The sequence below is a fragment of the Bacillus sp. TH25 genome, assembly GCF_016650935.1.
GTDB lineage: Bacteria > Bacillota > Bacilli > Bacillales > Bacillaceae_G > Bacillus_A > Bacillus_A mycoides.
Genome location: NZ_JAEKEU010000007.1, coordinates 39,234 through 63,965 on the forward strand (window position 1 = coordinate 39,234; position 24,732 = coordinate 63,965).

The window sequence follows — 24,732 nt, forward strand, 5'->3', positions numbered from 1 at the left end:
GTCTACAGGTTATCCCAATTATTCCTTAGTTGTCTCAACTTCAACATTCAATTTATCTGCTGATTGATGATCATCGTCATCTTCCGTATCACGCATTTCAATTTCTGTATCGTTGATAGACATCATTTTAACGTCCATACCTAAACTTTGCAGTTCTTTAATCAATACTTTGAATGATTCAGGAACGCCTGGTTCTGGAACATTTTCACCTTTAACAATTGCTTCATACGTCTTAACACGTCCAATAACATCATCAGACTTCACTGTTAAGATTTCTTGAAGAGTATAAGCAGCACCATAAGCTTCAAGTGCCCAAACCTCCATCTCACCGAAACGCTGTCCACCGAACTGAGCTTTACCTCCAAGAGGTTGCTGCGTTACAAGTGAGTATGGTCCAGTAGAACGAGCATGAAGTTTATCGTCAACCATGTGCGCAAGTTTGATCATATACATGACACCAACAGATACACGGTTATCGAATGGCTCACCAGTACGTCCGTCATACAGGATTGTTTTCGCGTCATTTGCCATACCAGCTTCTTCAATTGTGCCCCATACATCTTCCTCACGAGCACCATCGAATACCGGTGTTGCAATGTGAATACCAAGGTATCTTGCTGCCATACCAAGATGAAGCTCTAATACCTGACCGATATTCATACGAGATGGTACCCCTAATGGGTTTAACATGATATCGATTGGCGTACCATCTGGTAAGTAAGGCATATCTTCTTCCGGTAAAATACGAGAAATAACACCTTTGTTACCATGACGACCGGCCATTTTGTCACCTTCAGAAATTTTACGCTTTTGAACGATATATGCACGTACAAGTTGATTCACGCCTGGTGGCAATTCATCGCCATCTTCACGGTTAAACACTTTTACGTCTAAGATAATACCGCCACCACCGTGTGGTACACGTAGTGATGTATCACGTACTTCACGTGCTTTTTCACCGAAGATTGCATGTAATAGACGTTCTTCTGCCGTTAATTCAGTTACACCTTTTGGCGTTACTTTACCAACAAGTAGATCTCCATCTTTTACTTCAGCACCGACGCGAATAATACCGCGCTCGTCAAGATTACGAAGTGCATCTTCTCCAACATTCGGGATATCACGTGTAATTTCTTCTGGTCCAAGCTTCGTATCACGAGCTTCTGATTCATATTCTTCAATATGGATAGAAGTGTACACATCATCTTTTACAAGGCGCTCACTCATGATGATCGCATCCTCATAGTTATAACCGTCCCATGTCATAAAGCCAACAAGCACGTTACGTCCAAGCGCCAGTTCACCTAGTTCCATAGAAGGACCATCCGCAAGGATTTCACCTTTTACAACTTGGTCTCCAACACTTACGATTGGACGTTGGTTGTAGCAAGTTCCTTGGTTAGAACGAATGAATTTTTGCATTTTGTAGCGATCTAAGTCGCCTTTTACTGTTTGACCGTCAACGTCTATATAGCGACGTACCCAAACTTCACGTGCTTCTACGCGCTCAACAACACCAGGCTGTTTACAGATTACTGCAGCACCTGAGTCTTTTGCTGATACGTACTCCATACCTGTACCTACAATCGGAGATTCCGGATTTATTAACGGAACCGCCTGACGTTGCATGTTCGCTCCCATAAGTGCGCGGTTAGAGTCATCGTTTTCTAAGAACGGAATACAAGCTGTCGCTGCCGACACTACTTGTTTTGGAGATACATCCATGTAGTCGATGCGTTCTTTATTTGTGACAATGTTTTCACCACGGAAACGAGCTACGATATCTTCATCAAGGAATTCCCCTACTTCAGATAATTTCATATTCGCTTGGGCTACAACATAGTTATCTTCTTCATCTGCTGTTAAATAATCAACCTGCCCTGTTACAAGACCAGTTTCTGGGTCAACACGACGGTATGGCGTTTCAATGAAACCAAACTCATTTACTTTCGCAAACGAAGATAATGAGTTAATCAAACCGATGTTTGGTCCCTCTGGCGTTTCAATTGGACACATACGACCATAGTGAGAGTAGTGAACGTCACGTACTTCAAAGCCTGCGCGCTCACGCGTTAAACCACCGGGTCCTAATGCAGATAGTCTTCGTTTGTGAGTTAACTCTGCTAATGGGTTTGTTTGATCCATGAACTGAGATAACTGAGAACTTCCGAAGAACTCTTTAATAGATGCAATAACCGGGCGAATGTTAATTAACGCTTGTGGTGTAATTGCATTTGTATCTTGAATCGACATTCTCTCACGAACAACACGTTCCATACGAGAAAGACCGATACGGAACTGGTTTTGTAGTAACTCTCCTACAGAACGCAGACGACGATTTCCTAAGTGGTCAATATCATCTGTATCCCCTACTTTATATAGCAAGTTAAAGAAGTAGCTAATAGAAGCAAGAATATCACCTGGTGTGATGTGTTTTATATCACGAGTAATATTTGCATTCCCAATTACGTTTATAGATCGTTCGCCTTCTGATTCTGGAGCATAAATCTTAATAGATTGCAGCTCAACATCGCCTGCTACCACTCCACCCATTGGTTTCGCTGTTTTGAATCCAATGTTTTTCTCTAAGTAAGGTAGAATGCGATCCAGTGTACGACGATCTAAGACTGTTCCTTCTGCCGCTAAAATTTCACCAGTTTCTGGATCCACCAGTGTTTCAGCTAAACGTTGGTTAAACAATCTGTTTTTAATGTGTAGCTTTTTGTTGATCTTATAGCGACCTACATTTGCTAAATCGTAGCGCTTCGGATCAAAGAAACGAGACACAAGTAAGCTCTTTGCATTTTCTACTGTTGGTGGTTCACCAGGGCGTAGACGCTCATAAATTTCAAGCAATGCTTTCTCTGTGCTATCTGTGTTGTCTTTTTCTAACGTATTGCTTAAGTATTCGTTATCACCTAAAAGCTCGGTGATTTCTTGATCAGAGCCAAACCCTAATGCGCGTAACAAAACAGTTACAGGAAGTTTACGCGTACGGTCAATACGCACATATACAACATCCTTAGCATCTGTTTCATACTCTAACCAAGCTCCGCGGTTTGGAATTACAGTAGCAGTAAAACCACGTTTTCCGTTTTTATCCACTTTGCCACTATAGTATACGCTTGGAGAGCGAACTAACTGGGAAACGATAACACGTTCTGCACCGTTAATTACGAATGTTCCAGTCTCTGTCATGAGTGGGAAATCTCCCATGAACACATCTTGTTCTTTTACTTCACCAGTTTCCTTGTTGATTAGACGCACTTTTACACGAAGTGGTGCTGCATACGTCACATCACGCTCTTTGCATTCTTCTACAGAGTATTTAGGTTCACCCAAGCTGTAGTCGATAAATTCAAGCGATAGATTTCCCGTAAAGTCTTCGATCGGAGAAATGTCTTGGAACATTTCTCGCAAACCCTCATCAAGAAACCACTGATAAGAAGAGGTTTGAATTTCGATAAGATTTGGTAACTCTAATACTTCACTAATACGGGCATAACTTCTTCGTTGGCGGTGGCGTCCGTATTGAACTAGTTGACCTGTCAACTGCTTCACCCCTCAAATCATGAGTATTATAAATGCACAAAAAAATTTGTGCAAAATCACAAATAAATACAACTACTGCTATTAGCGTAGTTTTTTTCTCTTAAAGATAGATACGTTGAGTCTTTCTACCTGCTCAAAAAAGAAAAATGGCTTCTATAAGAAAACCATCATTCTGTTTCATAATCTGCTGATTTTACTATCTTTTCCAAGAGAAGCAAAAATATACATCTTTCTCAACGCAGAAAATCATATATTGGCATTGTATAATGTTAACATAGCCAAAAATAACCGTCAACGCTTTTTTGATTTTATGATATAATATCCTTTTTTCTTTTCTACAACTTCAACTTCAGAAAATACTTCTTCTAGTTTTTTCATCGCAGATGGCGCACCTTGTTTCTTTTGAATAACAATCCACAATTCTCCACCTGAAACTAAATACTCCACAGCCTTTTCTAAAATCTCATGCACGATATCTTTACCAGCACGAATTGGAGGATTAGATAGAATAACAGCATACTTGCCATCTACATTTTCATAGACACTACTTTGCAAAATACGTATATTTTCAATTCTGTTATTAGCGGCATTTTCTTTTGCAAGTCCCAAGGCCCTTTCATTCACATCCACCATGTGAATTTCACGATTTTGAAACTCTTTCGCTAACGACAAACCGATTGGACCGTACCCACATCCTACGTCTAACACATTACCTTTAACATCTGGCATTTGAAACGCTTCAATTAAAAGACGAGAACCAAAGTCCACTTCGTTTTTCGAGAACACCCCATGGTCAGATAAAAAAGTAAATCGAGATTCACGAAGTGTAACTTCCCATCGTTTACGATCACTTTTACTAGAAGGGTCGTTAGAAAAATAATGGTCTGCCATATGGCCACCTCTTTTCTTTACAGTTAAAAAAAAAGCTCGCATGAGAGCGAGCTTTTTTTAAAGCACCAAAAGTTAATTACTTAACTTCTACAGCAGCGCCAACTTCTTCAAGTTTAGCTTTCATTTCTTCAGCTTCCTCTTTAGTAACGCCTTCTTTGATTGCTTTTGGAGTGTTGTCAACTAATTCTTTAGCTTCTTTTAAGCCAAGACCAGTGATTTCACGTACAGCTTTGATAACTTTGATTTTTTGAGCGCCAGCACTTGCAAGTACTACGTCAAATTCAGTTTGCTCAGCAGCAGCTTCACCAGCGCCACCAGCTACAGCTACAGGAGCAGCAGCAGTTACGCCGAATTCTTCCTCGATAGCTTTTACTAAGTCGTTAAGTTCTAATACAGTCATAGATTTAACTGCTTCAATGATTTGTTCTTTAGTCATTGTAAATATCCTCCCTTAAATAGGTTTGTATTGTTTTATAGATAACAAGTAATTATCTTTTAAAAAATTAAGCGCCTTGCTCTTCCTTTTGATCTGCAACTGCTTTAGTAGCAAGTGCAAGGTTACGGATTGGAGCTTGAAGAACGCTAAGAAGCATAGAAAGTAAGCCTTCACGTGATGGAAGAGTAGCGATAGCTTTAACCTCATCAAGTGTTACAAGTTTACCTTCGATTACGCCCGCTTTAATTTCTAAAGCTTCATGATTTTTAGCGAAGTCGTTTAATACTTTCGCAGGAGCAACTACATCCTCGTTACTGAACGCGATTGCGTTTGGTCCTGTTAAGAATTCGTTTAACTCAGCCATTTCAGCAGACTCTGCAGCACGACGAGTTAAAGAGTTTTTGTAAACTTTGAACTCAACGCCAGCTTCACGTAAGTTTTTACGTAATTCTGTTGCTTCAGAAACTGTTAAACCACGGTAGTCAACAACAATTGTAGATTTACTCGCGCGAAGTTTTTCAGCGATTTCAGTTACAACTTGTTGTTTAGTTTCGATTACTTTGCTCATGTTATTACACCTCCTGTAGATTATATAGAAGATGTACCGAAAGTGCACTAAAAACCTCCATGCCCAACTTGTAGACATGGAGGCATATAGTCACAGAAAAAAGATTCCGCTTCGTATATTAACACCTAGGTAGGAAATTAAGTCGAATCGACTCCTACTGTCTACGGTACACTATTAAAATTCACAACATAAATGATTATATTAAAACTTCTTTATGAAGTCAACTTCCAATTTTTACGCAAGTGTAGAAACATCTACGCGTACGCCAGGTCCCATTGTAGAAGCAACAGTTGCGTTCTTCATGTAAGTACCTTTTGCAGCAGCTGGCTTAGCTTTTTGTAGCGTGTCAGCAATTGTTTTGAAGTTTTCTACTAATTTAGCATCTTCGAAAGATACTTTACCGATTGGAACGTGGATGTTACCAGCTTTATCAACGCGGTATTCAACTTTACCAGCTTTGATTTCGTTAACAGCTTTAGTTACATCGAAAGTAACTGTTCCAGTTTTAGGGTTTGGCATTAAACCTTTAGGTCCTAATACACGACCAAGTTTACCAACTTCACCCATCATGTCAGGAGTTGCTACTACTACATCGAAATCGAACCAACCTTTTTGGATTTTACCGATGTAATCAGCATCGCCTACGAATTCAGCGCCAGCAGCTTCAGCTTCTTTTGCTTTTTCGCCTTTAGCGAATACTAATACACGTTGTACTTTACCAGTACCGTGTGGAAGAACAACTGCACCACGAATTTGTTGGTCAGCTTTCTTAGGGTCAACACCTAAACGGAATGCAGCTTCTACAGTTGCATCAAATTTAGCTGTGTTTGTTTTCTTTACTAATTCTACTGCTTCTGTTGCAGAGTAAGCAGATGCACGATCAACAAGCTTCGCAGCTTCAACGTACTTTTTACCTCTTTTAGCCATGTTTGTTTCCTCCTTGAATGTGGTTTTAGCGGAATAACCTCCCACGTTTACGCCTTCATTCCGGGAACCCCCGAGGATGTGCGCCCATCCATTTATTTAAAAATGATGATCATTTACGATAATAAAGGTTGCGAATTGGAATTCCAGACCCGCAACCTTTTTTACAAAAAACAAATCGAATTAGTCTTCGATAACGATGCCCATACTGCGCGCAGTACCTTCAACCATACGCATTGCAGCTTCTACGCTAGCAGCGTTTAGGTCAGGCATTTTAGTTTCAGCGATTTCGCGTACTTTATCACGCTTAACAGTTGCCACTTTATTACGGTTTGGTTCACCAGAACCAGACTCAATACCAGCTACTTTCTTAAGAAGAACAGCAGCAGGAGGAGTTTTAGTAATGAAAGTGAATGAACGGTCCTCAAATACCGTAATTTCAACAGGGATGATAAGACCAGCTTGATCAGCTGTACGAGCGTTAAACTCTTTACAGAAGCCCATGATGTTAACACCTGCTTGTCCTAATGCTGGACCAACCGGCGGAGCTGGATTAGCTTTACCTGCAGGAATCTGAAGTTTTACCATTTTAATTACCTTTTTAGCCACGAGACACACCTCCTTAAGTCCGTGATGTGGTCAATTGGGCAGTGATTTGCCCTCCCACTTCATATTTTATCATAATGATAAAATCTTTTTCAAAAAACGTCTCCGTTACCGAAGACGTACTGACTTAAAAGATATTATCACTTTTTACAATTCATTTCAAGTTTCATTTTATAATTTTTCGATTTGATGGAAATCAAGTTCAACCGGAGTCTCGCGACCGAACATGTCTACAAGCACGCTAACTTTTTTCTTTTCCACATCAATTTCTTCAATCGCACCTGTATAATCCGCGAATGGTCCCTCATTTACACGCACTGTTTCATGAAGTTCAAATTCGAAATCAACCACTTCATTGTCCATTCCCATATGCTTCATGATGGTAACAACTTCCTCTTCTAATAGAGGCGATGGTTTAGATCCTGAACCAGAAGAACCGACAAAACCTGTTACACCTGGCGTATTACGAACAACATACCAAGAATCGTCAGTCATGATTAGTTCTACTAATACGTAACCTGGGAACACTTTTCTTTTCGTTATTTTTTCTTTACCATTTTTCATTTCTACTTCTACTTCTTCCGGGACAACAACACGGAAAATTTTATCTTGCATACCCATTGATTCTACACGTTTCTCTAGGTTTGCTTTTACTTTATTTTCATATCCAGAATAAGTATGGACAACATACCAACTTTTTTCCATTCATTTAGGACGAGCGTCCTTCCCTCCCTGACGTACATTTTTTTGCGCAAATGAAAAAACCCGTTCACCGGGCTTTTACACAGTTCTTATAAATAACATTATATCATGGATAAGTGCTTCTTATTCAAGAATTAACCAAGAATTAACCGAATTAAAGAAGAAATGCCCATATCAACCACTGCGAAGAAAATCGCAAAGAACACAACTGTCGCGATAACAGTCGTTGTTGATCGGAGTAATTCATCTTTTTTAGGCCAACTTACTTTTTTCATTTCGCGACCTACATCGCCGAAAAAGTTCGTTAAACGCATCTACGGGACCTCCAGTTTATTATTTCAATTATTTATTTTGTTTCTTTGTGAACTGTATGCTTATTGCATGTTTTACAAAACTTCTTTATCTCAAGTCGCTCTACTGAGCTCGTATCTTTCATCGTAGAGTAGTTTCGATTTTTACACTCTTCACATGAGAGTACAACTTTTTTCCTCATTAGTTACACCAACCTTGTAACATTGTCCCTAAAAATGTATCATACAACAAAAGACAATGTCAATGTCATGACTTTCACTCTCTTAACAAAAAGAAAACAGGTGAATTATTTTACACCTGCGGCACTTGCTATGAATTTAAAGTTGTGCTCTCTCTCATCTCCATATATCTTTCTAATTTCCTTTTTACACGCTGCAATGCGTTATCAATAGATTTCACGTGCCTGTTTAACTGTTCTGAAATTTCTTGATAAGAACGACCATCTAAGTATAAAGAGAGAACTTTTCTTTCTAAATCGCTTAATAATTCAGATATTTTAGATTCTATGTCTGTATATTCTTCCTGACTTATAATCATCTCTTCTGGATCAGTTACTTTCGATTCCGAAATAACATCTAATAATGTTCGATCAGATTCCTCATCGTAAATTGGCTTGTCTAAAGACACATACGAATTTAACGGAATATGTTTTTGCCTTGTTGCTGTTTTAATAGCGGTAATAATTTGTCGAGTGATACACAGTTCAGCAAATGCTTTGAACGAAGACAGCTTGTCCCCTTTATAATCACGAATAGCTTTAAACAATCCAATCATGCCTTCTTGAACAATATCTTCTCGATCGGCACCCACTAAGAAATAAGATCTTGATTTCGCGCGAACAAAGTTCTTATATTTGTGAATTAAATATTCTAGAGCGTCAGTATTACCTTTTCGAACTAACTCAACGATTGCCTCATCCTCTAAATCACGAAATGTAACGTCGCCTACACTTACGAAGCCTGCTTCCACCCTGATCCCTCCGACCGCTATATATTTAGCAATATTATACAGTAAAAAGATAAAGAGCGTCAATGCTTCAACGCTCTCCTCTTCTTAATTTTTCTAATTTTTCTGTAATATCTTCACTAAATATCTTTCGCATGGCGGGTTGCTTTTCTTTCGTGTCTTTTGTACACCTTCTTACTTGTTGTTCCATCGCTTGCACTTCTAACTCTAATTCACGCGCAGATTTTCGAAGTGCACCTTGCGCAAATATAATCCATTGCTCCGTATAATCCGAAGTTGCAACGTATATTTGTGTATTTATATTTCTAAGCTCAATCGCAAGTTGTTCTATCTTTTCATCTGCAGTTTGATTTTTTCTCGTGAATATTACTTCCACCCGTGATTGTTTCATCTTTTTTTCAATACCATAGACTGTATAGGCATCAAAGACAATCATTACCTTTGTGCCTGTATAGCCTTGATAATCCGCCATCTTATCAATAAGTGCGTCTCTTGATGACTGTAAATCTACATCCCGCAGTTTCTTCAAGTCTCCCCAAGCCCCGATAATGTTGTAACCGTCAACGATTAAAATATCGTTCATTTTTTATTTACCAATTTCGTGACGTTTACGATATACCTCATACATTAACAAACTTGCGGCTACTGAAGCATTTAAGGATGTAACTTTACCGACCATCGGTAAAGTAATTAGGAAATCACACTTTTCACCAATAATACGACTCATACCTTTTCCTTCACTACCAATTACTAGTCCGATTGGCATATTACCATCTAAATTACGGTAATCTGTTTTCCCTTTGGCATCTGTACCAGCAATCCAAAGTCCACGTTCTTTTAATTCATCAATTGTACGCGATAAATTCGTTACACGTGCAACAGGAATATATTCAATTGCCCCAGTCGACGCTTTCGCAACTGACGCTGTAAGTCCCACCGCTCTTCTTTTTGGAATAATAACCCCATGAGCCCCTGTTGCATCCGCAGTACGCATAATAGAGCCTAAGTTATGCGGGTCTTCAATTTCATCTAAAATTAAGAAGAACGGATCTTCATTGCGTTTTTCTGCTAATTTAAACAAATCCTCTAACTCAGCATATTGATATGCAGCTACTTGAGCAATTACACCTTGATGATTACCCTCAACCAATTGATCTAATTTCTTCTTTGGTGCGTGTTGCAAGATAACCTTATTCTCTTTTGCTAATGCTAGTACAATTTGCACTTGTCCTTTGGCAGCACCTTCCGCTACCAAAATTTTATTAATATCTCGCCCCGCTCTTAAAGCTTCAATTACAGGGTTACGTCCGATAATATATTCACTACTCATGATGATGTGCTCCCTTCCTTTTCTTCCAAAACGTCAATCGCCTTATATACAATCTCGTCCAATCTTTCACGATTATTCAACAAGTGATGATAACCGATTAGCGCTTCAAAGGCTGTACTGTGTCGATATGTTTGTACATCTGTATTTTTTGGAACAGTACCCGAATTCGCATTACGCCCTCTTCTTAATACCGCCTCTTCCTCTTCTGTCAAAAATGCCGTTTCTAATAAATGATAAACAACTTTCGCCTGTGCTTTTGCCGAAACAAAGCCCGTCCCTAAGCGATGTAATTGATTAGGGCGAACTGTCCCCTTTTGAAGGAGGTGATAGCGGATATATTGCTCATATACCGCATCACCCATATATGCTAAAGCTAAGCTGTTCAATTGCTTTGCATCAATCATTCTTATCCTCTTTTCCATCTTGTACCTTGAGCGGTATCTTCTAAAATAATATTACGTCCTTTTAAATCATCGCGAATTTGATCAGATAGTGCGAAGTCACGATTTTGACGAGCTTCAATACGCTTTTGGATTAGTGCTTCAATTTCTTCATCAAGCAACTCTTCTTGCGCTAATTCTAATCCTAAAATACTAAATAATGTTTCAAGTTGTTTTACATACGCTTCAATTACAACTTTAGAAGTATGTTCTTCTAACAAATATTGATTTGCGTGATTTGCTACGTTATATAATTCAGTAATCGCATTAGCCGTATTGAAATCATCATCCATCGCTTCTTCGAATGCAACCTGGAACTTTTCCATTTCAGCTAACCATTTTTCATTATGGTCCGTTAAATCCGTACTACTTTCCATACGATGCTTTAAGTTACCGTAAGCTGTTTTAATTCTTTCTAGTCCATTATTAGTACTTTGCAATAAATCCTCGCTAAAGTTAATTGGGTGACGGTAATGTACCGATAGCATAAAGAACCTGATTAACTGTGGATCATATTGTTTAATGATATCGTGAACTAAAATGAAGTTTCCAAGCGACTTAGACATCTTCTCGTTATTAATATTAATATATCCGTTATGCATCCAATAACGTGCAAATGTTTTTCCTGTCAACGCCTCAGACTGCGCAATTTCATTTTCATGATGAGGAAATGCTAAATCTTGACCACCAGCATGAATATCAATTGTATCCCCTAAATATTTACGCGCCATTGCTGAGCATTCAATATGCCACCCTGGGCGTCCTTTCCCCCAAGGGCTTTCCCAGAAGATTTCTCCTTCTTTCGCAGCTTTCCATAAAGCAAAATCAAGAGGGTCTTGTTTCTTTTCTCCTACTTCAATACGTGCACCGTGACGTAAGTCTGCAATCGGTTGATGTGATAATTTACCGTAACCTTCGAATTCTTTCGTTTTAAAGTACACATCACCTTCTGATTCATATGCATACCCTTTATTCACAAGTTCTTGAATAAATTCAATAATGATATCCATATTTTCCGTTACACGTGGATGAACCGTTGCATGTTTGCAACCTAGTGCCGTTACATCTTCAAAGTAAGCTTCAACAAAACGATCTGCAATTGTTGGCACATCTTCACCTAATTCGTTTGCCGCCTTAATTAATTTATCATCCACGTCAGTAAAGTTAGATACATACTGCACATCATATCCTTTATATTCTAAGTAACGGCGTACTGTATCAAACACCATAGGTGGTCTTGCATTCCCGATGTGAATGTAGTTATACACTGTAGGTCCGCACACATACATCTTTACCTTATTTTCTTCTAATGGCATAAACTCTTCTTTTTGACGCGTTAACGTATTATAAATGTGAATAGTCATTTTTATCCTTCCTTCCTACCTTTACTTCGAGTTGCTTTCTCAATTTATCAAGTTCTACTTCCATAACCTTTAATTTATCAAAAATCGGATCCGGAAGATCAGAATGATTTAATTCTTGACCAATCTTTACTCCATTTTGAATAACGACTCGGCCAGGTATACCTACAACTGTAGAATGCGCAGGAACTTCCTTTAACACGACAGATCCTGCTCCAATTTTAGAATTCTCTCCAATAGTAATAGAACCTAGTACTTTAGCACCTGTTGCAATTAATACATTATCCTGAATTGTAGGGTGCCTCTTTCCTTTTTCTTTACCTGTACCACCTAATGTGACACCTTGATAAATTGTTACGTTTTCGCCAATTTCACACGTTTCTCCAATTACAACCCCCATTCCATGATCAATGAAAAAACGACGACCAATAGTTGCTCCTGGATGAATCTCAATGCCAGTAAAAAAACGACTAACTTGCGAAATCCAACGTGCCATAAAGAAAAAATTCCTTTTATAAAAAGCATGTGCAATTCGATGGGCCCAAACTGCATGTAATCCAGAGTAAGTTAAAATGACTTCGAAATAACTTCTTGCCGCTGGATCCTGTTCAAAAACGACTTCAATATCTTCCCGAAGCCTCTTAAACATCGATGTTCCCTCCCCTTTATGGGCTGCTTTTTTCGAGTGAACTAACTCCCCACTTCCCCTTAAATCTTTATACAAGGGGATAAAACTTATACTCACACCATTTACATGGTATAAAAAAAAGACGCCTCTGTCATATAGACAGAGACGCCTTTTAAGCGCGGTTCCACTCTGTTTAGGCTAAAGAAGCCTCAAACTCATCCATGATAACGGTTTACACCGCTTCTGTTTACTTTGCGCCCTAAGACGTTCCGCGAAATACTTCGCTGTTCAACAGAAGACTCGAAGGGGCATTTCAAAAATCCGCTTATAAACCACTTCCAGCCTAAGGGTGGTTCTCTCTGTAAAAAGCCTGATTTTCTACTTCTCCTTCTCGTCGCTTTTCCTTATTAGATTTTAGATATACTTATTATATTGCTAAACCTAGAAAATGTTAACCAATTACTTTTTGAATACGATTTAAAACTTTTTCTTTTCCAAGAAGAGCAATAGCGTTAGGAAGCTCTGGACCATGTGTTTGTCCAGTAGTAGCAACACGGATTGGCATAAATAGGTTTTTACCTTTATGTCCTGTTTCTTTTTGAACTGCTTTAATAGCCGCCTTAACTGCCGCTGGCTCCATTGCTTCTAAAGCTTCTAATTGATCGGCAAATGCACGAAGTACTTCAGGTACTTGTTCACCTTTCAATACTTCTTGTCCCTCTTCTTCATGATCAACATGATCTTTAAAGAACATTTCAGAAAGCTCTACAATTTCAGCTCCAAAGCTCATTTGGTCATGATATAAAGCAATTACATCACGAACCCACGCTTGTTCTTGTTCGCTTAAGTTTTCACCTACGCGACCCGCTTTCACTAAATGCGGTAAGCTTAGTTCAACAACCGTATCTAAATCTTGTTTTTTCATATATTGGTTGTTCATCCATTTTAGTTTTTGGGAATCAAATAATGCAGGTGATTTTGATAAACGAGCTGCATCAAACATTTTGATAAACTCATTTTGAGAGAAGACTTCTTCTTCACCTACTGGTGACCAACCTAGTAATGCAATAAAGTTAAAGATTGCTTCTGGAAGATATCCAAGCTCTTTATATTGCTCAATAAATTGAATAATAGATTCGTCACGCTTACTTAGCTTTTTACGGCTTTCGTTTACAATTAAAGTCATATGACCGAACTTCGGGATATCCCAACCGAAAGCTTCATAAATCATCATTTGTTTTGGCGTGTTTGAAATATGATCATCACCACGAAGCACGTGTGTAATCTCCATTAAGTGATCATCTACCGCTACCGCAAAGTTATAAGTTGGAATTCCATCTTTTTTCACGATAACGAAATCACCAAAATCATTTGAATGGAATGCAACTTCATCTTTTACGAGATCTTTAAACGTGTAGTCGCTATCAGCCGGCACACGGAAGCGAATACTTGGAATACGGCCTTCAGCCTCAAATCCTTTAATTTGCTCCTCAGTTAAATCACGGTGGTTTCCTGCATAACGCGGTGTTTCACCACGAGCGATTTGACCTTCACGCTCTGCTTCTAGCTCTTCTTCTGTCATATAACATTTGTAAGCTAAATCACGCTCTAATAAATCTTTATATAATTTTTTATAAATATCTAAACGCTCTGTTTGACGATATGGTCCAAATTCACCACCAACATCAACACCTTCATCCCAGTCCATACCGAGCCATTTCAAGTATTTTAATTGGCTTTCTTCTCCACCAGCAACATTACGTTTCACATCAGTATCTTCAATACGAATAATAAACTTACCATCTTGATGACGAGCAAATAAATAATTAAATAATGCCGTACGCGCATTTCCGATATGTAAGTGTCCTGTTGGACTTGGCGCATAGCGCACTCTCACTTGCTTTTCCATAGTTGGTACACCTTCCAATCTTAATGTCAACACATTCTATAATTGTACACCAAAAAAACGTGATTATCCATCTTACGAATTAAAAACCACTATTTTTTCTGTAATAAAACAACCGCTTGAGAAGCAATCCCTTCTTCTCTACCTGTAAATCCTAATTTTTCTGTTGTTGTTGCCTTTACATTAATATTATCAATAGACGTTTCTAATAGTTCACTAATGCGTTTACGCATGCTTTCAATATGCGGTGCCATTTTTGGCTTTTGGGCAATAATTGTACAATCTAGGTTCCCTAGCTCATAACCTTGTTCACGCACAAATTCCCAAACCTTTTGTAACAATACGGCTGAATCCGCATCTTTAAAGGCAGGATCTGTATCAGGAAAATGTTTTCCAATATCTCCTGCTGCAATTGCTCCTAGACATGCGTCAGCAATCGTATGTAACAATACATCTGCATCCGAGTGACCGATTAATCCTTTTTCATGAGGAATTGTAATTCCACCGATAATTAACGGTCTACCTTCCGCAAATTCATGTACATCAAAACCTTGTCCAATTCGAAACATTCTTTACATCCTCCTCAATCTAAACTACTTTATGAATTCTATATTATATTGCTATCTCTATAAAGAAAAGCCCGGCAACTGCCGAGCTTTTCTTTACTATAATACCATCACTTCTATTTCTTCTGAACATGAAGGAAACTTTCAGCAATTAGTAAATCCTCTGGAGTCGTCACTTTAATATTATAGTAACTCCCCTCTACTACGCCTACTTTCTTCCCTACACGTTCTACGAGACTTGCATCATCTGTACCAAGAAAACAACTTTGCTTTGCACTTCTATGAGCTTCTAATAAAAGAGGAACAGAAAATCCTTGCGGTGTTTGAACCGCTTTAAGCTGAGAACGTTCTACCGTTTCAACAACAACACCCTGTTCTACTTTCTTAATGGTATCCTTCACTGGCACCGCACAAATGGAAGCACCATATTTCTCTGCTGCAGTTAATACATCTTGCATCATCTTATTCGTTACGAACGGGCGCGCACCATCGTGTACGAGAACATACTCCACTCCGCTCACATACTGAAGCGCATTATACACACTATCTTGTCTTTCAGCCCCACCTTGAATAAATTGTACCTGCTTTTCAACCGGGTACTTCTGCATTAACTCCTCAAAATAAGGGCGTTCCTCTTCGTTAATTGCCATGATAATACGTTTACATGCTTTATCTTTTTCAAAAGCACGTAATGTATGCACAATGATAGGTACTCCATTTATAAGTAAGAACAACTTGTTTTTGCCAGCACCCATCCGTTTCCCTTGACCCGCTGCTGGAATAATTAACGTATACATATTAATAATCCTCTACTTATAATGCTTTTTCTAATAATTTACGTTTTGCGAAAATCATACGACCAGCCGATGTTTGCAACACACTTGTAACTAGTACATTAAGTTGCGAACCGACATATTCTCTACCGTCTTCTACTACAATCATCGTGCCATCATCTAAATATGCCACACCTTGATTTTGTTCTTTACCATCTTTCACAACATAAACACTTAATTCTTCGCCAGGGAGTACGACTGGTTTAATTGCATTCGCTAAATCGTTAATGTTTAATACTGTTACTCCTTGTAATTCAGAAACTTTGTTTAAGTTGAAATCATTTGTTACAACAGTTCCACCAGTGATTTTAGCTAACTTTACAAGCTTGCTATCCACCTCTTGGATATCCTCAAAATCGCCTTCATAAATTTCCACCGGAATTGGTAGCTCTTTTTGAATACGATTTAAAATGTCTAATCCTCTGCGACCACGATTACGCTTTAAAGCATCAGAAGAATCGGCAATATGCTGAAGCTCTTCTAATACGAATTGTGGAATCACAATTGTTCCTTCTAAAAACTTCGTTTGGCAAATATCCGCAATACGTCCATCAATAATTACACTTGTATCGAGAATTTTCCAATGAGTTGTAGATTTTTCTACCTCTACCTCTTCGTTCTCGCTATTGTTTTTCTTCTTACCTCCACGCTGGGGTAATGTAAATAATCCTAGCAATTCATTTCTCTTTTTAAATCCTACTTGGAATCCTAAATAACCAAGTAAAAGAGTAAAGAACACTTGTAATACTGTACTAATGACTGGAATCGTGAATTCACGAATTGGTATCAAAATTAAATATGCAACAATAAGACCAGAGATCAACCCTAATGTACCAAATAAAACATCCGCTACCGGTGCCTTTACAAGGGCTTCTTCGATATGTTTAATAAGTTGAACAATATAATCCACAAGCCAAAATGTTGTTAAAAATAAAATAATTGCACCAATAATTGCACGAACGTACGATCCCTCAAGCAAAGGAACAGCACCGACGTCCAATACATTAATAACTTTTGGGATTAGAAAAATCCCTAACGCTCCCCCGATTACTAAAAAGAAGAGCTGTACGATCCTTTTTAACATCCAACCACCTCCTACTCATTATTAACCATTGTTTTGCTAATCAAAACGCCGAATGCAAAAGCGGACGTGTTTTTTTGTAAATAGTTTTATTTACCAATATACCATATCATATAACAAAAATGTTCTAGTGTCGTTATATTATGGAATCAATGTAATATTCTTAATTGTGTCTACTCATATAGAGATGCTCTTGAATTCTTTTTAGGCCCTCTCGTATTTTCTTCGCCCTAACTTCCCCAATTCCTTCCACATCATCCAATTCATTAATAGTTGCACGACAAACACCTTGTAATGTTTTAAATCGATTAATTAAATTTTCAATGATAAGTGGTGGAACACGAGAAATTTTGCTTGCGATTCGGTATCCCCTCGGTGTCACGCTTTCTTCTAAGCTCATTTGCCCTGGATAGCCGAGCAATTTAACTAAATCGCTATCCTCTAAAAGCTGTGTATTTGCAAGATCTTGTAACTTTTTCAAAATTTGATGGTGATCCTGCGTTTTTTCTTGATAATAATCCTTAATTAATAACGCTGCCTCTGCTTCTAAGTCGGCTAGTAATTCTGTAAGTTGTAAACGAATTAACCTTCCTTCCGTTCCTAACTCATGAATGTAGCTCACTATTTCATTTTTAATACGCAGTACCATTTCAACACTATGTAAAACGTGAACTACCTCGGACATTGTAACGACCTCTTCAAATTCTAGAATGCCCAAATTCGTAATCCCATCATTCCATACAGCTTTATATTTTTCTAACGTTTGAATAGCTTGGTTTGCCTTTGTTAAAATTACACCTATATCTTTTAGTGTATAACGTAAGTTCCCTTGATATAGTGTAATTACGTTACGTCTTTGTGAAATAGCCACAACAAGGCTAGCCGTCTGCTTTGCTACACGCTCTGCCGTTCGGTGACGCATACCTGTTTCAATAGAATCAATGGATGGATCTGGAACTAATTGCGCATTTGCAATTAAAATTTTGCTCCCAGTTTCATTTAAAATAAGTGCCCCATCCATTTTTGCTAATTCATATAAACTAGCCGGTGAGAATGCACAATTAATGTGAAATCCTCCATCAACAATACTTTTAATCTGCTCATTATACCCAAGAACAATTAGCCCTCCAGTTTGCGCACGAAGTACGTTATCTATCCCTTCGCGTAGTGGTGTTCCTGGGGCAACAAGCTGTAGAATATTAATCATACTTTTGACACGTTGCTTGTTTTCCTCCATAGCCTAGCCTCCTAATGTCAAACGAAGCGCTTCTCCTAAATTAGAAACACCTACTACCTCAATCCCATCTGGAATTGTCCATCCCCCCAAATTTTTCCTAGGAATAATAGCACGTTGAAATCCTAATTTCGCTGCTTCTTGTACACGTTGTTCAATTCTTGATACTCTTCTTATTTCTCCAGTTAGGCCTACTTCTCCTATTACCGCATCGGCTGGTGCAGTAGCTTTATCTCTGAAACTTGAAGCAATACTTAAGGCGACAGCTAAATCGATCGCTGGTTCATCTAATTTCAAGCCACCCGCAACTTTTAAATATGCGTCTTGATTTTGCAACAATAAACCTGTTCTTTTTTCTAGCACTGCCATAATAAGTGAAACGCGGTTATGATCAATTCCCGTCGCCATTCTTCGAGGATTTCCAAAACTAGTAGGGGAGATTAATGCTTGTATTTCTACTAAAACCGGTCTTGTTCCTTCCATTGAAGCAACCACTGTGGATCCTGCAACTCCAACTGGACGTTCCTCAAGGAAAATTTCAGAAGGATTTAGTACTTCTGCAAGACCTAGTTCCTTCATTTCAAAGATACCCATTTCATTTGTGGAACCAAAACGGTTCTTCACAGCTCGCAAAATACGATATGTATGGTGACGATCTCCTTCAAAGTAAAGAACTGCATCAACCATATGTTCTAGCATACGTGGTCCTGCAATTGCCCCTTCTTTTGTCACATGTCCGACGATAAAAATAGGAATCCCTTTCGTCTTTGCAAGTTTCATTAATTCCGCTGTACATTCACGTACTTGCGTTACACTCCCTGGGGCTGACGTCACTTCAGGTAAATGTATCGTCTGAATGGAGTCAATAACAACAAAAGCTGGATTCATCTCTTCAATGTGCGCTGCAATTCTCTGTAAATCAGTCTCTGCTACAACAAATAGATTACTACCCTTTACATGCAAACGATCTGCACGAAGTTTGATCTGCTTTGCTGACTCCTCACCTGATATGTATAGTACATCATATGAAGAATCTGCTAATTGCGATGAAATTTGTAATAACAATGTTGATTTCCCAATCCCAGGGTCTCCACCAATAAGTACTAAAGATCCATCTACAATCCCGCCACCAAGTACACGGTTAAACTCTTGAAATTTCGTTTCAATACGCGCCTCAGACTTTGTTTCTACCTCTGTTAAGCGTCTTGGTTTTGTTACTTCTGATTGAATTGCATTGGCATAATTAAGGCGTCTTGATGATACAACTGGTTCCATCTCTTCAACAAGCGTATTCCATTGACCACATCCAGGACATTTCCCCATATATTTTGGCGACTGATAACCACATTCTTGACATGTAAATTTTGTTTTCTTTTTAGCCATATCTTTTATAGTTCACTTCACTTTCATCTACAAACGTTTATCCTTCTCGTACAAGAAAGAGGGCTATCGCGTAGCCCTCTTTGTTTGTCTATACTTATTTTACCTTTTCCGCACTATGAATGACAAATGATTCTCCTTCTATATCAAAGATAACTTTTTGTCCTTTCTCAATAGCACCTTTTAACAGTTCTTCTGATAGTCTATCTTCTACATGTTTTTGAATTGCTCTACGAAGCGGACGAGCACCGTACTCTCGATCAAATCCTTTATCAGCAATTGCTGAAATTGCTCCTTCTGTTAAATGCAATTCAATCTCTTGTTCTTTTAAGCGATTCACTAACTGATTCACCATAAGAGTTACAATTTCTTGAATATGTTTTTTCTCAAGCATATGGAACACGATAATTTCATCAATACGGTTTAAGAATTCTGGACGAAATGCTTTTTTCAATTCATCCATTACTTTACCTTTCATATCTGAATAATCGCGGCTCTCATCTTGTACGTTAAATCCAAGATGTTTATTACGTTTTAATGCGTCTGCACCAACATTAGACGTCATAATAACAATTGTATTACGGAAATCAACTGTACGTCCTTTAGAATCTGTTAAACGGCCATCTTCTAATACTTGTAGTAAAATATTAAACACATCAGGATGAGCTTTCTCTACTTCATCTAATAAGACAACTGAATATGGCTTACGACGAACTTTCTCTGTTAATTGTCCACCTTCTTCATATCCAACATATCCTGGAGGAGATCCAACTAAACGAGAAGTAGAATGCTTTTCCATGTACTCAGACATATCGATGCGGATCATTGCATCCTCATCACCGAACATAGATTCCGCTAATGCCCTTGCTAGTTCTGTTTTACCTACACCAGTAGGTCCTAGGAAAATAAATGAGCCAATTGGACGTTTCGGATCTTTTAATCCCGCTCTCGCACGACGAACAGCTTTTGCCACAGCTACAACTGCTTCATCCTGCCCAATTAAACGATCATGTAAAATTGATTCCAAGTTTAATAATTTATCTGTCTCTGTTTGTGCAAGTTTAGAAACTGGAATACGTGTCCATGTGGAAACGACATTTGCAATATCTTCTACTGTTACTTCTGAGTTTTCTTGTCCTTGTTTCTCTTTCCACTGACGCTTTGTATCTTCTAACTTTTCACGTAAACGTTGTTCCATATCACGTAAGGAAGCAGCTTTTTCAAATTCTTGGCTTTGTACAGCTGCATCTTTTTCTTTTCTAATTTCCTCAAGCTTCACTTCAAGCTCTTTTAAGTTTGGCGGTGTTGTATAAGAACGTAAGCGCACTTTTGATGCAGCCTCATCAATTAAATCGATTGCTTTATCAGGTAAAAAACGGTCTGTAATGTAACGATCTGAAAGTTTTACAGCCGCATCGATTGCATCATCTGTAATAGATACGCGGTGATGCGCCTCATAACGGTCACGTAAACCTTTTAAAATTTGAACTGATTCTTCTAAGTTTGGTTCATCAACATGAATTGGTTGGAAACGTCTTTCTAATGCCGCATCCTTTTCAATATATTTACGATATTCGTCTAAAGTTGTTGCACCAATACATTGTAATTCACCACGTGCTAAAGATGGTTTTAAAATATTCGATGCATCAATTGCACCTTCCGCCCCTCCTGCACCAATTAACGTATGAAGCTCATCAATAAATAGAATGATGTTACCAGCTTGGCGAATCTCATCCATCACTTTCTTTAAACGATCCTCAAATTCACCACGATATTTTGTTCCAGCAACAACTGTACCCATATCTAATGTCATAACACGCTTATCTCTTAAAGTTTCAGGAACTTCATTATTTACAATTTGCTGTGCTAATCCTTCCGCAATTGCTGTCTTACCTACACCAGGTTCTCCAATTAATACTGGATTGTTTTTTGTTCTACGGCTTAACACTTCAATTACACGTTGAATTTCTTTACTACGTCCAATAACAGGATCTAAACGATTTTCACGTGCAACAACTGTTAAATCACGTGCTAGACTGTCAAGTGTAGGTGTATTCGCATTTGTTGATGAACCACCCTGGTGACCTGAACTAGCTTCATTACTTCCAAGGAGTTGTAACACTTGTTGTCTTGCTTTATTTAGGCTTACACCTAAATTATTTAAAACGCGTGCTGCTACACCTTCACCTTCACGGATTAAACCAAGTAAAATATGTTCTGTTCCAACGTAGGAATGGCCTAGCTTACGAGCTTCGTCCATAGACAACTCAATAACTTTTTTAGCACGAGGTGTGTAATGTACTGTTTGAGAAGCTTCCGTTCCACGTCCAATTAATGCTTCTACCTCTTTTTGAACTTTCTCTGGACTTAATCCAAGAGCAATTAACGCTTTTGCTGCAATTCCTTCACCTTCGCGTACAAGCCCAAGTAAAATATGTTCTGTTCCAATATTATTATGCCCAATGCGAATTGCTTCCTCTTGAGATAAAGCTAATACTTTCTGTGCTCGTTCTGTAAATCTTCCAAACATCATAGAAATCGCCTCCTACTTGCGCTTAATTTTGTTCAATTCGTAATCGCTCACGGATTAAAGTTGCTCTTCGATAATCTCTTTCTTCTGGTCCTAAAGGTCCTCCTGCATATTGTTGCAAAATGCCTGGCTGAGTAAGAACCATTAACTCAGTTAAAATATTTCTCGATATACCTTGTATATATCCTAAGTCAATACCAAGCCGTACATCTGATAAGCAAGTGGCTGCTTCTGCAGATTGAATTAAACGACTGTTAGCTAGTATTCCGTAAGAACGGAATACTTTATCTTCAAGCTCAATGCTTGAATTTTGTACAATTAATTCTCTAGCCATTTTTTCTTGATGGGTGATTTGTTGAATGACACTCTTTAAATCTGCAATAATATCTTCTTCTGATTTCCCTAGTGTCATTTGATTTGACACTTGAAATATATTACCTAACGCTTCGCTACCTTCACCGTATATTCCTCTTACTACTAACCCTAATTTTTGAATTACTTGTATAATACGGTTAATTCTTTTCGTTAAAACCAGTCCCGGCAAATGAATCATTACCGAAGCCCTTAATCCTGTACCGACGTTAGTGGGGCAACTCGTAATATATCCAAGCGATTCATCAAAAGCATATTCAACCTGTTCCTCGATCCAATTATCTATTTGATTGGCACTTTGAAGCGCCTCTGATAACTGTAAACCTGAAAATAGGCACTGAATCCTAACATGATCCTCTTCATTAAGCATGATACTTATATGTTCACTTGCTGATAGTAGGCATGCTCCGTATTCTGTTCCTGCAAGATTTGGACTAATTAAATGCTTCTCAACTAAAACTCTCCTTTGAAGAGGATTTAATTCATTCATTTTTAATAGTTCAAACTCCCCAAAAGGTTCTACAGGTTTATTTATAAACTTCTTCTTAAATAACTCATGAATCTGTTTAGCTTCTTCCTCGTTTTGCATAGTAGAGAATTGATATTTTTTAAAATTACGAGCCAAACGAATTCGACTACTTAAAACAATATCAGAATCAGGGCCATCTCCCTTCATCCATGGACTAATCGCTTCATTCATGATTCTGTCCAGTGACATAGAACTATTCCCCCTCTCTATGCTCACTAAGCTGATTTACAAGACCTCGAATTTTATCTCGTACTTCAGCCGCTTTCTCAAATTCCTCTTTCTGTACATATTGTTTCAGATTGAGTTTTAGTTCATCTAATTCTTTCTTTAAGTAGATATTTCCTTCTATACGTTCAGGAATTTTTCCACAATGTTCCGTATGCCCACCGTGAAGACGTTTTAACAATGGTTTTAAGTGCCCCTTAAATGTATCGTAACAAGAAGCACATCCAAAGCGTCCCACTTTTGTAAATTGTTCATATGTCATCTTACAATTCGGACATCTTGATATATTTGTATTTGAAAATGCATCCTGCCCTTCTTCAAACATTGCTGGTTCACTATGCAATAATCCGGCTAATAGGTCATGGAATGAAAAATTAGACTGCGGTGATTGAAAGAAAGACGTATAGCCACTTTGTTCTGCACATTGCTCGCAAAGATGAACTTCCGCCTTTTTTCCGTTGATTACTTTTGTATAATGTAAAGTTGCTGGTCTTATATTACAGTTTTGACAAGTCATCGCTATCCCCCACCTTTACAACAGGAACGATCTATCTCATGATACTTTTCATACATTACTAGATTGTTCTCTTTCCTTAATCCATTTAGTAAAAGTACATGTCATCTTTCAAAATCCCTACAATATTAAACTGCATTATCTTAGCTATCATTCTTAACAAAAGTTATATTTATTTATATTTCAGTGTTCTTAACATTGCGCATAATATTCGAGCCCTAAGTTCATCTCGAGAAGGAACATCCATTAATAATACAGAACGATCTAGTACGCTTAACATAAGTTTAGCTTCACGATTTGTTATAATTCCTTCTTCTATTAAACGTATAATCATACTTTCAGCATTTCCTTGTGCAACGCTATGATCAATCATATGAAGCATTTGATCAATAATGTCTATATCATCATGCAGTTTGACTTTTATAATGCGAATGTAACCTCCTCCACCTCGTTTACTTTCTACTACAAATCCTCTTTCTAACGTAAAACGGGTATTGATTACATAGTTGATTTGAGACGGCACACAATCGAATCGATCAGCGACCTCATTCCTCTTGATTTCAATCGCATTATTATTGCTTAAGTCAATAACTTGCTTTAGATATTTCTCAATGATATCAGATATATTTCTCATTTATCCGCCACCTTTATTGACTTTGACTATCTTTGACTTTAATTATATACGTATTAAAAAAATTTGCAACTCTTTTGCTTATTCACTATCCTAGCCACATTTCCCTGTCTTTAATCAAAAGGACGATTCTTTAAGTAAAGATTTTTTAAATTACTATGAATTGTAAAAAGAAACACGAAAAAACACAAGTCAAAAGACTTGTGTTTTTATCT

Annotated in this window: 25 protein-coding genes and 2 other annotated features; all 25 genes read right to left on the minus strand. The window is 38.1% G+C overall.

Annotation, left to right across the window (positions count from 1 at the left end):
* Positions 1-18: 18 nt before the first annotated feature.
* The 25 genes from rpoB to ctsR all read right to left on the minus strand — a co-directional run bounded on the left by rpoB (position 19) and on the right by ctsR (position 24,520).
* A complete protein-coding gene (rpoB, locus tag JFT89_RS02810; protein WP_016095188.1) occupies positions 19-3,552 on the minus strand; it encodes a DNA-directed RNA polymerase subunit beta in 3,534 nt (1,177 codons plus the stop codon).
* Between the two features lie 291 nt (positions 3,553-3,843).
* Positions 3,844-4,443, minus strand: coding sequence for a class I SAM-dependent methyltransferase (locus JFT89_RS02815; protein ID WP_002124684.1), 600 nt, complete (start codon positions 4,441-4,443; stop codon positions 3,844-3,846).
* 76 nt (positions 4,444-4,519) lie between these two features.
* Positions 4,520-4,879 carry a 50S ribosomal protein L7/L12 gene (rplL, locus tag JFT89_RS02820; protein WP_002009788.1) on the minus strand — a complete coding sequence of 120 codons (360 nt, stop codon included), beginning with the start codon at positions 4,877-4,879 and terminating at the stop codon, positions 4,520-4,522.
* Between the two features lie 67 nt (positions 4,880-4,946).
* Positions 4,947-5,447, minus strand: coding sequence for a 50S ribosomal protein L10 (gene rplJ / locus JFT89_RS02825; RefSeq protein WP_002009790.1), 501 nt, complete (start codon positions 5,445-5,447; stop codon positions 4,947-4,949).
* Positions 5,448-5,486: 39 nt separating this feature from the next.
* Positions 5,487-5,632: a sequence feature (ribosomal protein L10 leader region), on the minus strand.
* Between the two features lie 49 nt (positions 5,633-5,681).
* Complete coding sequence (rplA, locus tag JFT89_RS02830) at positions 5,682-6,374, minus strand: 50S ribosomal protein L1 (protein WP_002009792.1); 693 nt, start codon at positions 6,372-6,374, stop codon at positions 5,682-5,684.
* A 180-nt stretch (positions 6,375-6,554) separates the two neighbouring features.
* The gene (rplK, locus tag JFT89_RS02835; protein ID WP_001085872.1) at positions 6,555-6,980 is read right to left on the minus strand and encodes a 50S ribosomal protein L11; all 426 of its coding nucleotides are present in this window, start codon (positions 6,978-6,980) and stop codon (positions 6,555-6,557) included.
* Positions 6,981-7,148: 168 nt separating this feature from the next.
* Positions 7,149-7,682 (minus strand): transcription termination/antitermination protein NusG, encoded by a 534-nt coding sequence (nusG, locus tag JFT89_RS02840; RefSeq protein ID WP_002009795.1) that lies wholly within the window; start codon positions 7,680-7,682, stop codon positions 7,149-7,151.
* 131 nt (positions 7,683-7,813) lie between these two features.
* The gene (secE, locus tag JFT89_RS02845) at positions 7,814-7,993 is read right to left on the minus strand and encodes a preprotein translocase subunit SecE (RefSeq protein WP_002009797.1); all 180 of its coding nucleotides are present in this window, start codon (positions 7,991-7,993) and stop codon (positions 7,814-7,816) included.
* A 32-nt stretch (positions 7,994-8,025) separates the two neighbouring features.
* On the minus strand, positions 8,026-8,172 hold the full coding sequence (rpmG, locus tag JFT89_RS02850; RefSeq protein ID WP_012260172.1) for a 50S ribosomal protein L33: 147 nt from the start codon (positions 8,170-8,172) through the stop codon (positions 8,026-8,028).
* A 128-nt stretch (positions 8,173-8,300) separates the two neighbouring features.
* Positions 8,301-8,960 (minus strand): RNA polymerase factor sigma-70, encoded by a 660-nt coding sequence (locus tag JFT89_RS02855; RefSeq protein WP_002009799.1) that lies wholly within the window; start codon positions 8,958-8,960, stop codon positions 8,301-8,303.
* A 67-nt stretch (positions 8,961-9,027) separates the two neighbouring features.
* Positions 9,028-9,540 carry an NYN domain-containing protein gene (locus tag JFT89_RS02860; RefSeq protein WP_002009801.1) on the minus strand — a complete coding sequence of 171 codons (513 nt, stop codon included), beginning with the start codon at positions 9,538-9,540 and terminating at the stop codon, positions 9,028-9,030.
* A gap of 3 nt (positions 9,541-9,543) precedes the next feature.
* Positions 9,544-10,287 carry a 23S rRNA (guanosine(2251)-2'-O)-methyltransferase RlmB gene (gene rlmB / locus JFT89_RS02865; protein WP_002091503.1) on the minus strand — a complete coding sequence of 248 codons (744 nt, stop codon included), beginning with the start codon at positions 10,285-10,287 and terminating at the stop codon, positions 9,544-9,546.
* Positions 10,284-10,691, minus strand: coding sequence for a Mini-ribonuclease 3 (locus JFT89_RS02870; protein ID WP_002009804.1), 408 nt, complete (start codon positions 10,689-10,691; stop codon positions 10,284-10,286). Before JFT89_RS02870 ends, rlmB begins: the two co-directional genes overlap by 4 nt.
* A 2-nt stretch (positions 10,692-10,693) precedes the next feature.
* A complete protein-coding gene (gene cysS / locus JFT89_RS02875) occupies positions 10,694-12,091 on the minus strand; it encodes a cysteine--tRNA ligase (protein WP_002091500.1) in 1,398 nt (465 codons plus the stop codon).
* Complete coding sequence (cysE, locus tag JFT89_RS02880; RefSeq protein WP_002091498.1) at positions 12,072-12,737, minus strand: serine O-acetyltransferase; 666 nt, start codon at positions 12,735-12,737, stop codon at positions 12,072-12,074. The genes cysS and cysE overlap by 20 nt, the downstream gene beginning before the upstream one ends.
* A 137-nt stretch (positions 12,738-12,874) precedes the next feature.
* Positions 12,875-13,120: a binding site (T-box leader), on the minus strand.
* Positions 13,121-13,167: 47 nt separating this feature from the next.
* Positions 13,168-14,625 carry a glutamate--tRNA ligase gene (gene gltX, locus JFT89_RS02885; RefSeq protein ID WP_033706313.1) on the minus strand — a complete coding sequence of 486 codons (1,458 nt, stop codon included), beginning with the start codon at positions 14,623-14,625 and terminating at the stop codon, positions 13,168-13,170.
* 89 nt (positions 14,626-14,714) lie between these two features.
* The gene (ispF, locus tag JFT89_RS02890) at positions 14,715-15,191 is read right to left on the minus strand and encodes a 2-C-methyl-D-erythritol 2,4-cyclodiphosphate synthase (protein WP_000488386.1); all 477 of its coding nucleotides are present in this window, start codon (positions 15,189-15,191) and stop codon (positions 14,715-14,717) included.
* 113 nt (positions 15,192-15,304) lie between these two features.
* Positions 15,305-15,985 (minus strand): 2-C-methyl-D-erythritol 4-phosphate cytidylyltransferase, encoded by a 681-nt coding sequence (gene ispD, locus JFT89_RS02895; RefSeq protein ID WP_002009811.1) that lies wholly within the window; start codon positions 15,983-15,985, stop codon positions 15,305-15,307.
* Positions 15,986-16,001: 16 nt separating this feature from the next.
* On the minus strand, positions 16,002-17,105 hold the full coding sequence (locus JFT89_RS02900; RefSeq protein ID WP_002063406.1) for a PIN/TRAM domain-containing protein: 1,104 nt from the start codon (positions 17,103-17,105) through the stop codon (positions 16,002-16,004).
* Between the two features lie 160 nt (positions 17,106-17,265).
* Positions 17,266-18,339, minus strand: coding sequence for a DNA integrity scanning diadenylate cyclase DisA (gene disA, locus JFT89_RS02905; RefSeq protein WP_000392162.1), 1,074 nt, complete (start codon positions 18,337-18,339; stop codon positions 17,266-17,268).
* A gap of 3 nt (positions 18,340-18,342) precedes the next feature.
* Positions 18,343-19,719, minus strand: coding sequence for a DNA repair protein RadA (radA, locus tag JFT89_RS02910; RefSeq protein ID WP_002009817.1), 1,377 nt, complete (start codon positions 19,717-19,719; stop codon positions 18,343-18,345).
* A gap of 94 nt (positions 19,720-19,813) precedes the next feature.
* Positions 19,814-22,249 carry an ATP-dependent protease ATP-binding subunit ClpC gene (gene clpC, locus JFT89_RS02915; RefSeq protein WP_002063405.1) on the minus strand — a complete coding sequence of 812 codons (2,436 nt, stop codon included), beginning with the start codon at positions 22,247-22,249 and terminating at the stop codon, positions 19,814-19,816.
* Between the two features lie 22 nt (positions 22,250-22,271).
* Positions 22,272-23,336 carry a protein-arginine kinase McsB gene (gene mcsB / locus JFT89_RS02920; protein WP_201039428.1) on the minus strand — a complete coding sequence of 355 codons (1,065 nt, stop codon included), beginning with the start codon at positions 23,334-23,336 and terminating at the stop codon, positions 22,272-22,274.
* Positions 23,337-23,340: 4 nt separating this feature from the next.
* Positions 23,341-23,889 carry a protein-arginine kinase activator protein McsA gene (gene mcsA / locus JFT89_RS02925; RefSeq protein ID WP_002063403.1) on the minus strand — a complete coding sequence of 183 codons (549 nt, stop codon included), beginning with the start codon at positions 23,887-23,889 and terminating at the stop codon, positions 23,341-23,343.
* A 169-nt stretch (positions 23,890-24,058) separates the two neighbouring features.
* Positions 24,059-24,520 (minus strand): transcriptional regulator CtsR, encoded by a 462-nt coding sequence (gene ctsR, locus JFT89_RS02930; RefSeq protein WP_002029353.1) that lies wholly within the window; start codon positions 24,518-24,520, stop codon positions 24,059-24,061.
* Positions 24,521-24,732: the final 212 nt, after the last annotated feature.

Excerpts from the sequence above, each read along its gene's own strand:
- JFT89_RS02815 (WP_002124684.1), bottom strand. The coding sequence starts at position 4,443 with ATGGCAGACCATTATTTTTCTAACGACCCTTCTAGTAAAAGTGATCGT.
- rplL (WP_002009788.1), bottom strand. The coding sequence starts at position 4,879 with ATGACTAAAGAACAAATCATTGAAGCAGTTAAATCTATGACTGTATTA.
- rplJ (WP_002009790.1), bottom strand. The coding sequence starts at position 5,447 with ATGAGCAAAGTAATCGAAACTAAACAACAAGTTGTAACTGAAATCGCT.
- rplA (WP_002009792.1), bottom strand. The coding sequence starts at position 6,374 with ATGGCTAAAAGAGGTAAAAAGTACGTTGAAGCTGCGAAGCTTGTTGAT.
- nusG (WP_002009795.1), bottom strand. The coding sequence starts at position 7,682 with ATGGAAAAAAGTTGGTATGTTGTCCATACTTATTCTGGATATGAAAAT.
- secE (WP_002009797.1), bottom strand. The coding sequence starts at position 7,993 with ATGCGTTTAACGAACTTTTTCGGCGATGTAGGTCGCGAAATGAAAAAA.
- rpmG (WP_012260172.1), bottom strand. The coding sequence starts at position 8,172 with ATGAGGAAAAAAGTTGTACTCTCATGTGAAGAGTGTAAAAATCGAAAC.
- JFT89_RS02860 (WP_002009801.1), bottom strand. The coding sequence starts at position 9,540 with ATGAACGATATTTTAATCGTTGACGGTTACAACATTATCGGGGCTTGG.
- rlmB (WP_002091503.1), bottom strand. The coding sequence starts at position 10,287 with ATGAGTAGTGAATATATTATCGGACGTAACCCTGTAATTGAAGCTTTA.
- JFT89_RS02870 (WP_002009804.1), bottom strand. The coding sequence starts at position 10,691 with ATGATTGATGCAAAGCAATTGAACAGCTTAGCTTTAGCATATATGGGT.
- cysS (WP_002091500.1), bottom strand. The coding sequence starts at position 12,091 with ATGACTATTCACATTTATAATACGTTAACGCGTCAAAAAGAAGAGTTT.
- cysE (WP_002091498.1), bottom strand. The coding sequence starts at position 12,737 with ATGTTTAAGAGGCTTCGGGAAGATATTGAAGTCGTTTTTGAACAGGAT.
- gltX (WP_033706313.1), bottom strand. The coding sequence starts at position 14,625 with ATGGAAAAGCAAGTGAGAGTGCGCTATGCGCCAAGTCCAACAGGACAC.
- ispF (WP_000488386.1), bottom strand. The coding sequence starts at position 15,191 with ATGTTTCGAATTGGACAAGGTTTTGATGTACATGAATTTGCGGAAGGT.
- ispD (WP_002009811.1), bottom strand. The coding sequence starts at position 15,985 with ATGTATACGTTAATTATTCCAGCAGCGGGTCAAGGGAAACGGATGGGT.
- JFT89_RS02900 (WP_002063406.1), bottom strand. The coding sequence starts at position 17,105 with ATGTTAAAAAGGATCGTACAGCTCTTCTTTTTAGTAATCGGGGGAGCG.
- disA (WP_000392162.1), bottom strand. The coding sequence starts at position 18,339 with ATGGAGGAAAACAAGCAACGTGTCAAAAGTATGATTAATATTCTACAG.
- radA (WP_002009817.1), bottom strand. The coding sequence starts at position 19,719 with ATGGCTAAAAAGAAAACAAAATTTACATGTCAAGAATGTGGTTATCAG.
- clpC (WP_002063405.1), bottom strand. The coding sequence starts at position 22,249 with ATGATGTTTGGAAGATTTACAGAACGAGCACAGAAAGTATTAGCTTTA.
- mcsB (WP_201039428.1), bottom strand. The coding sequence starts at position 23,336 with ATGTCACTGGACAGAATCATGAATGAAGCGATTAGTCCATGGATGAAG.
- mcsA (WP_002063403.1), bottom strand. The coding sequence starts at position 23,889 with ATGACTTGTCAAAACTGTAATATAAGACCAGCAACTTTACATTATACA.
- ctsR (WP_002029353.1), bottom strand. The coding sequence starts at position 24,520 with ATGAGAAATATATCTGATATCATTGAGAAATATCTAAAGCAAGTTATT.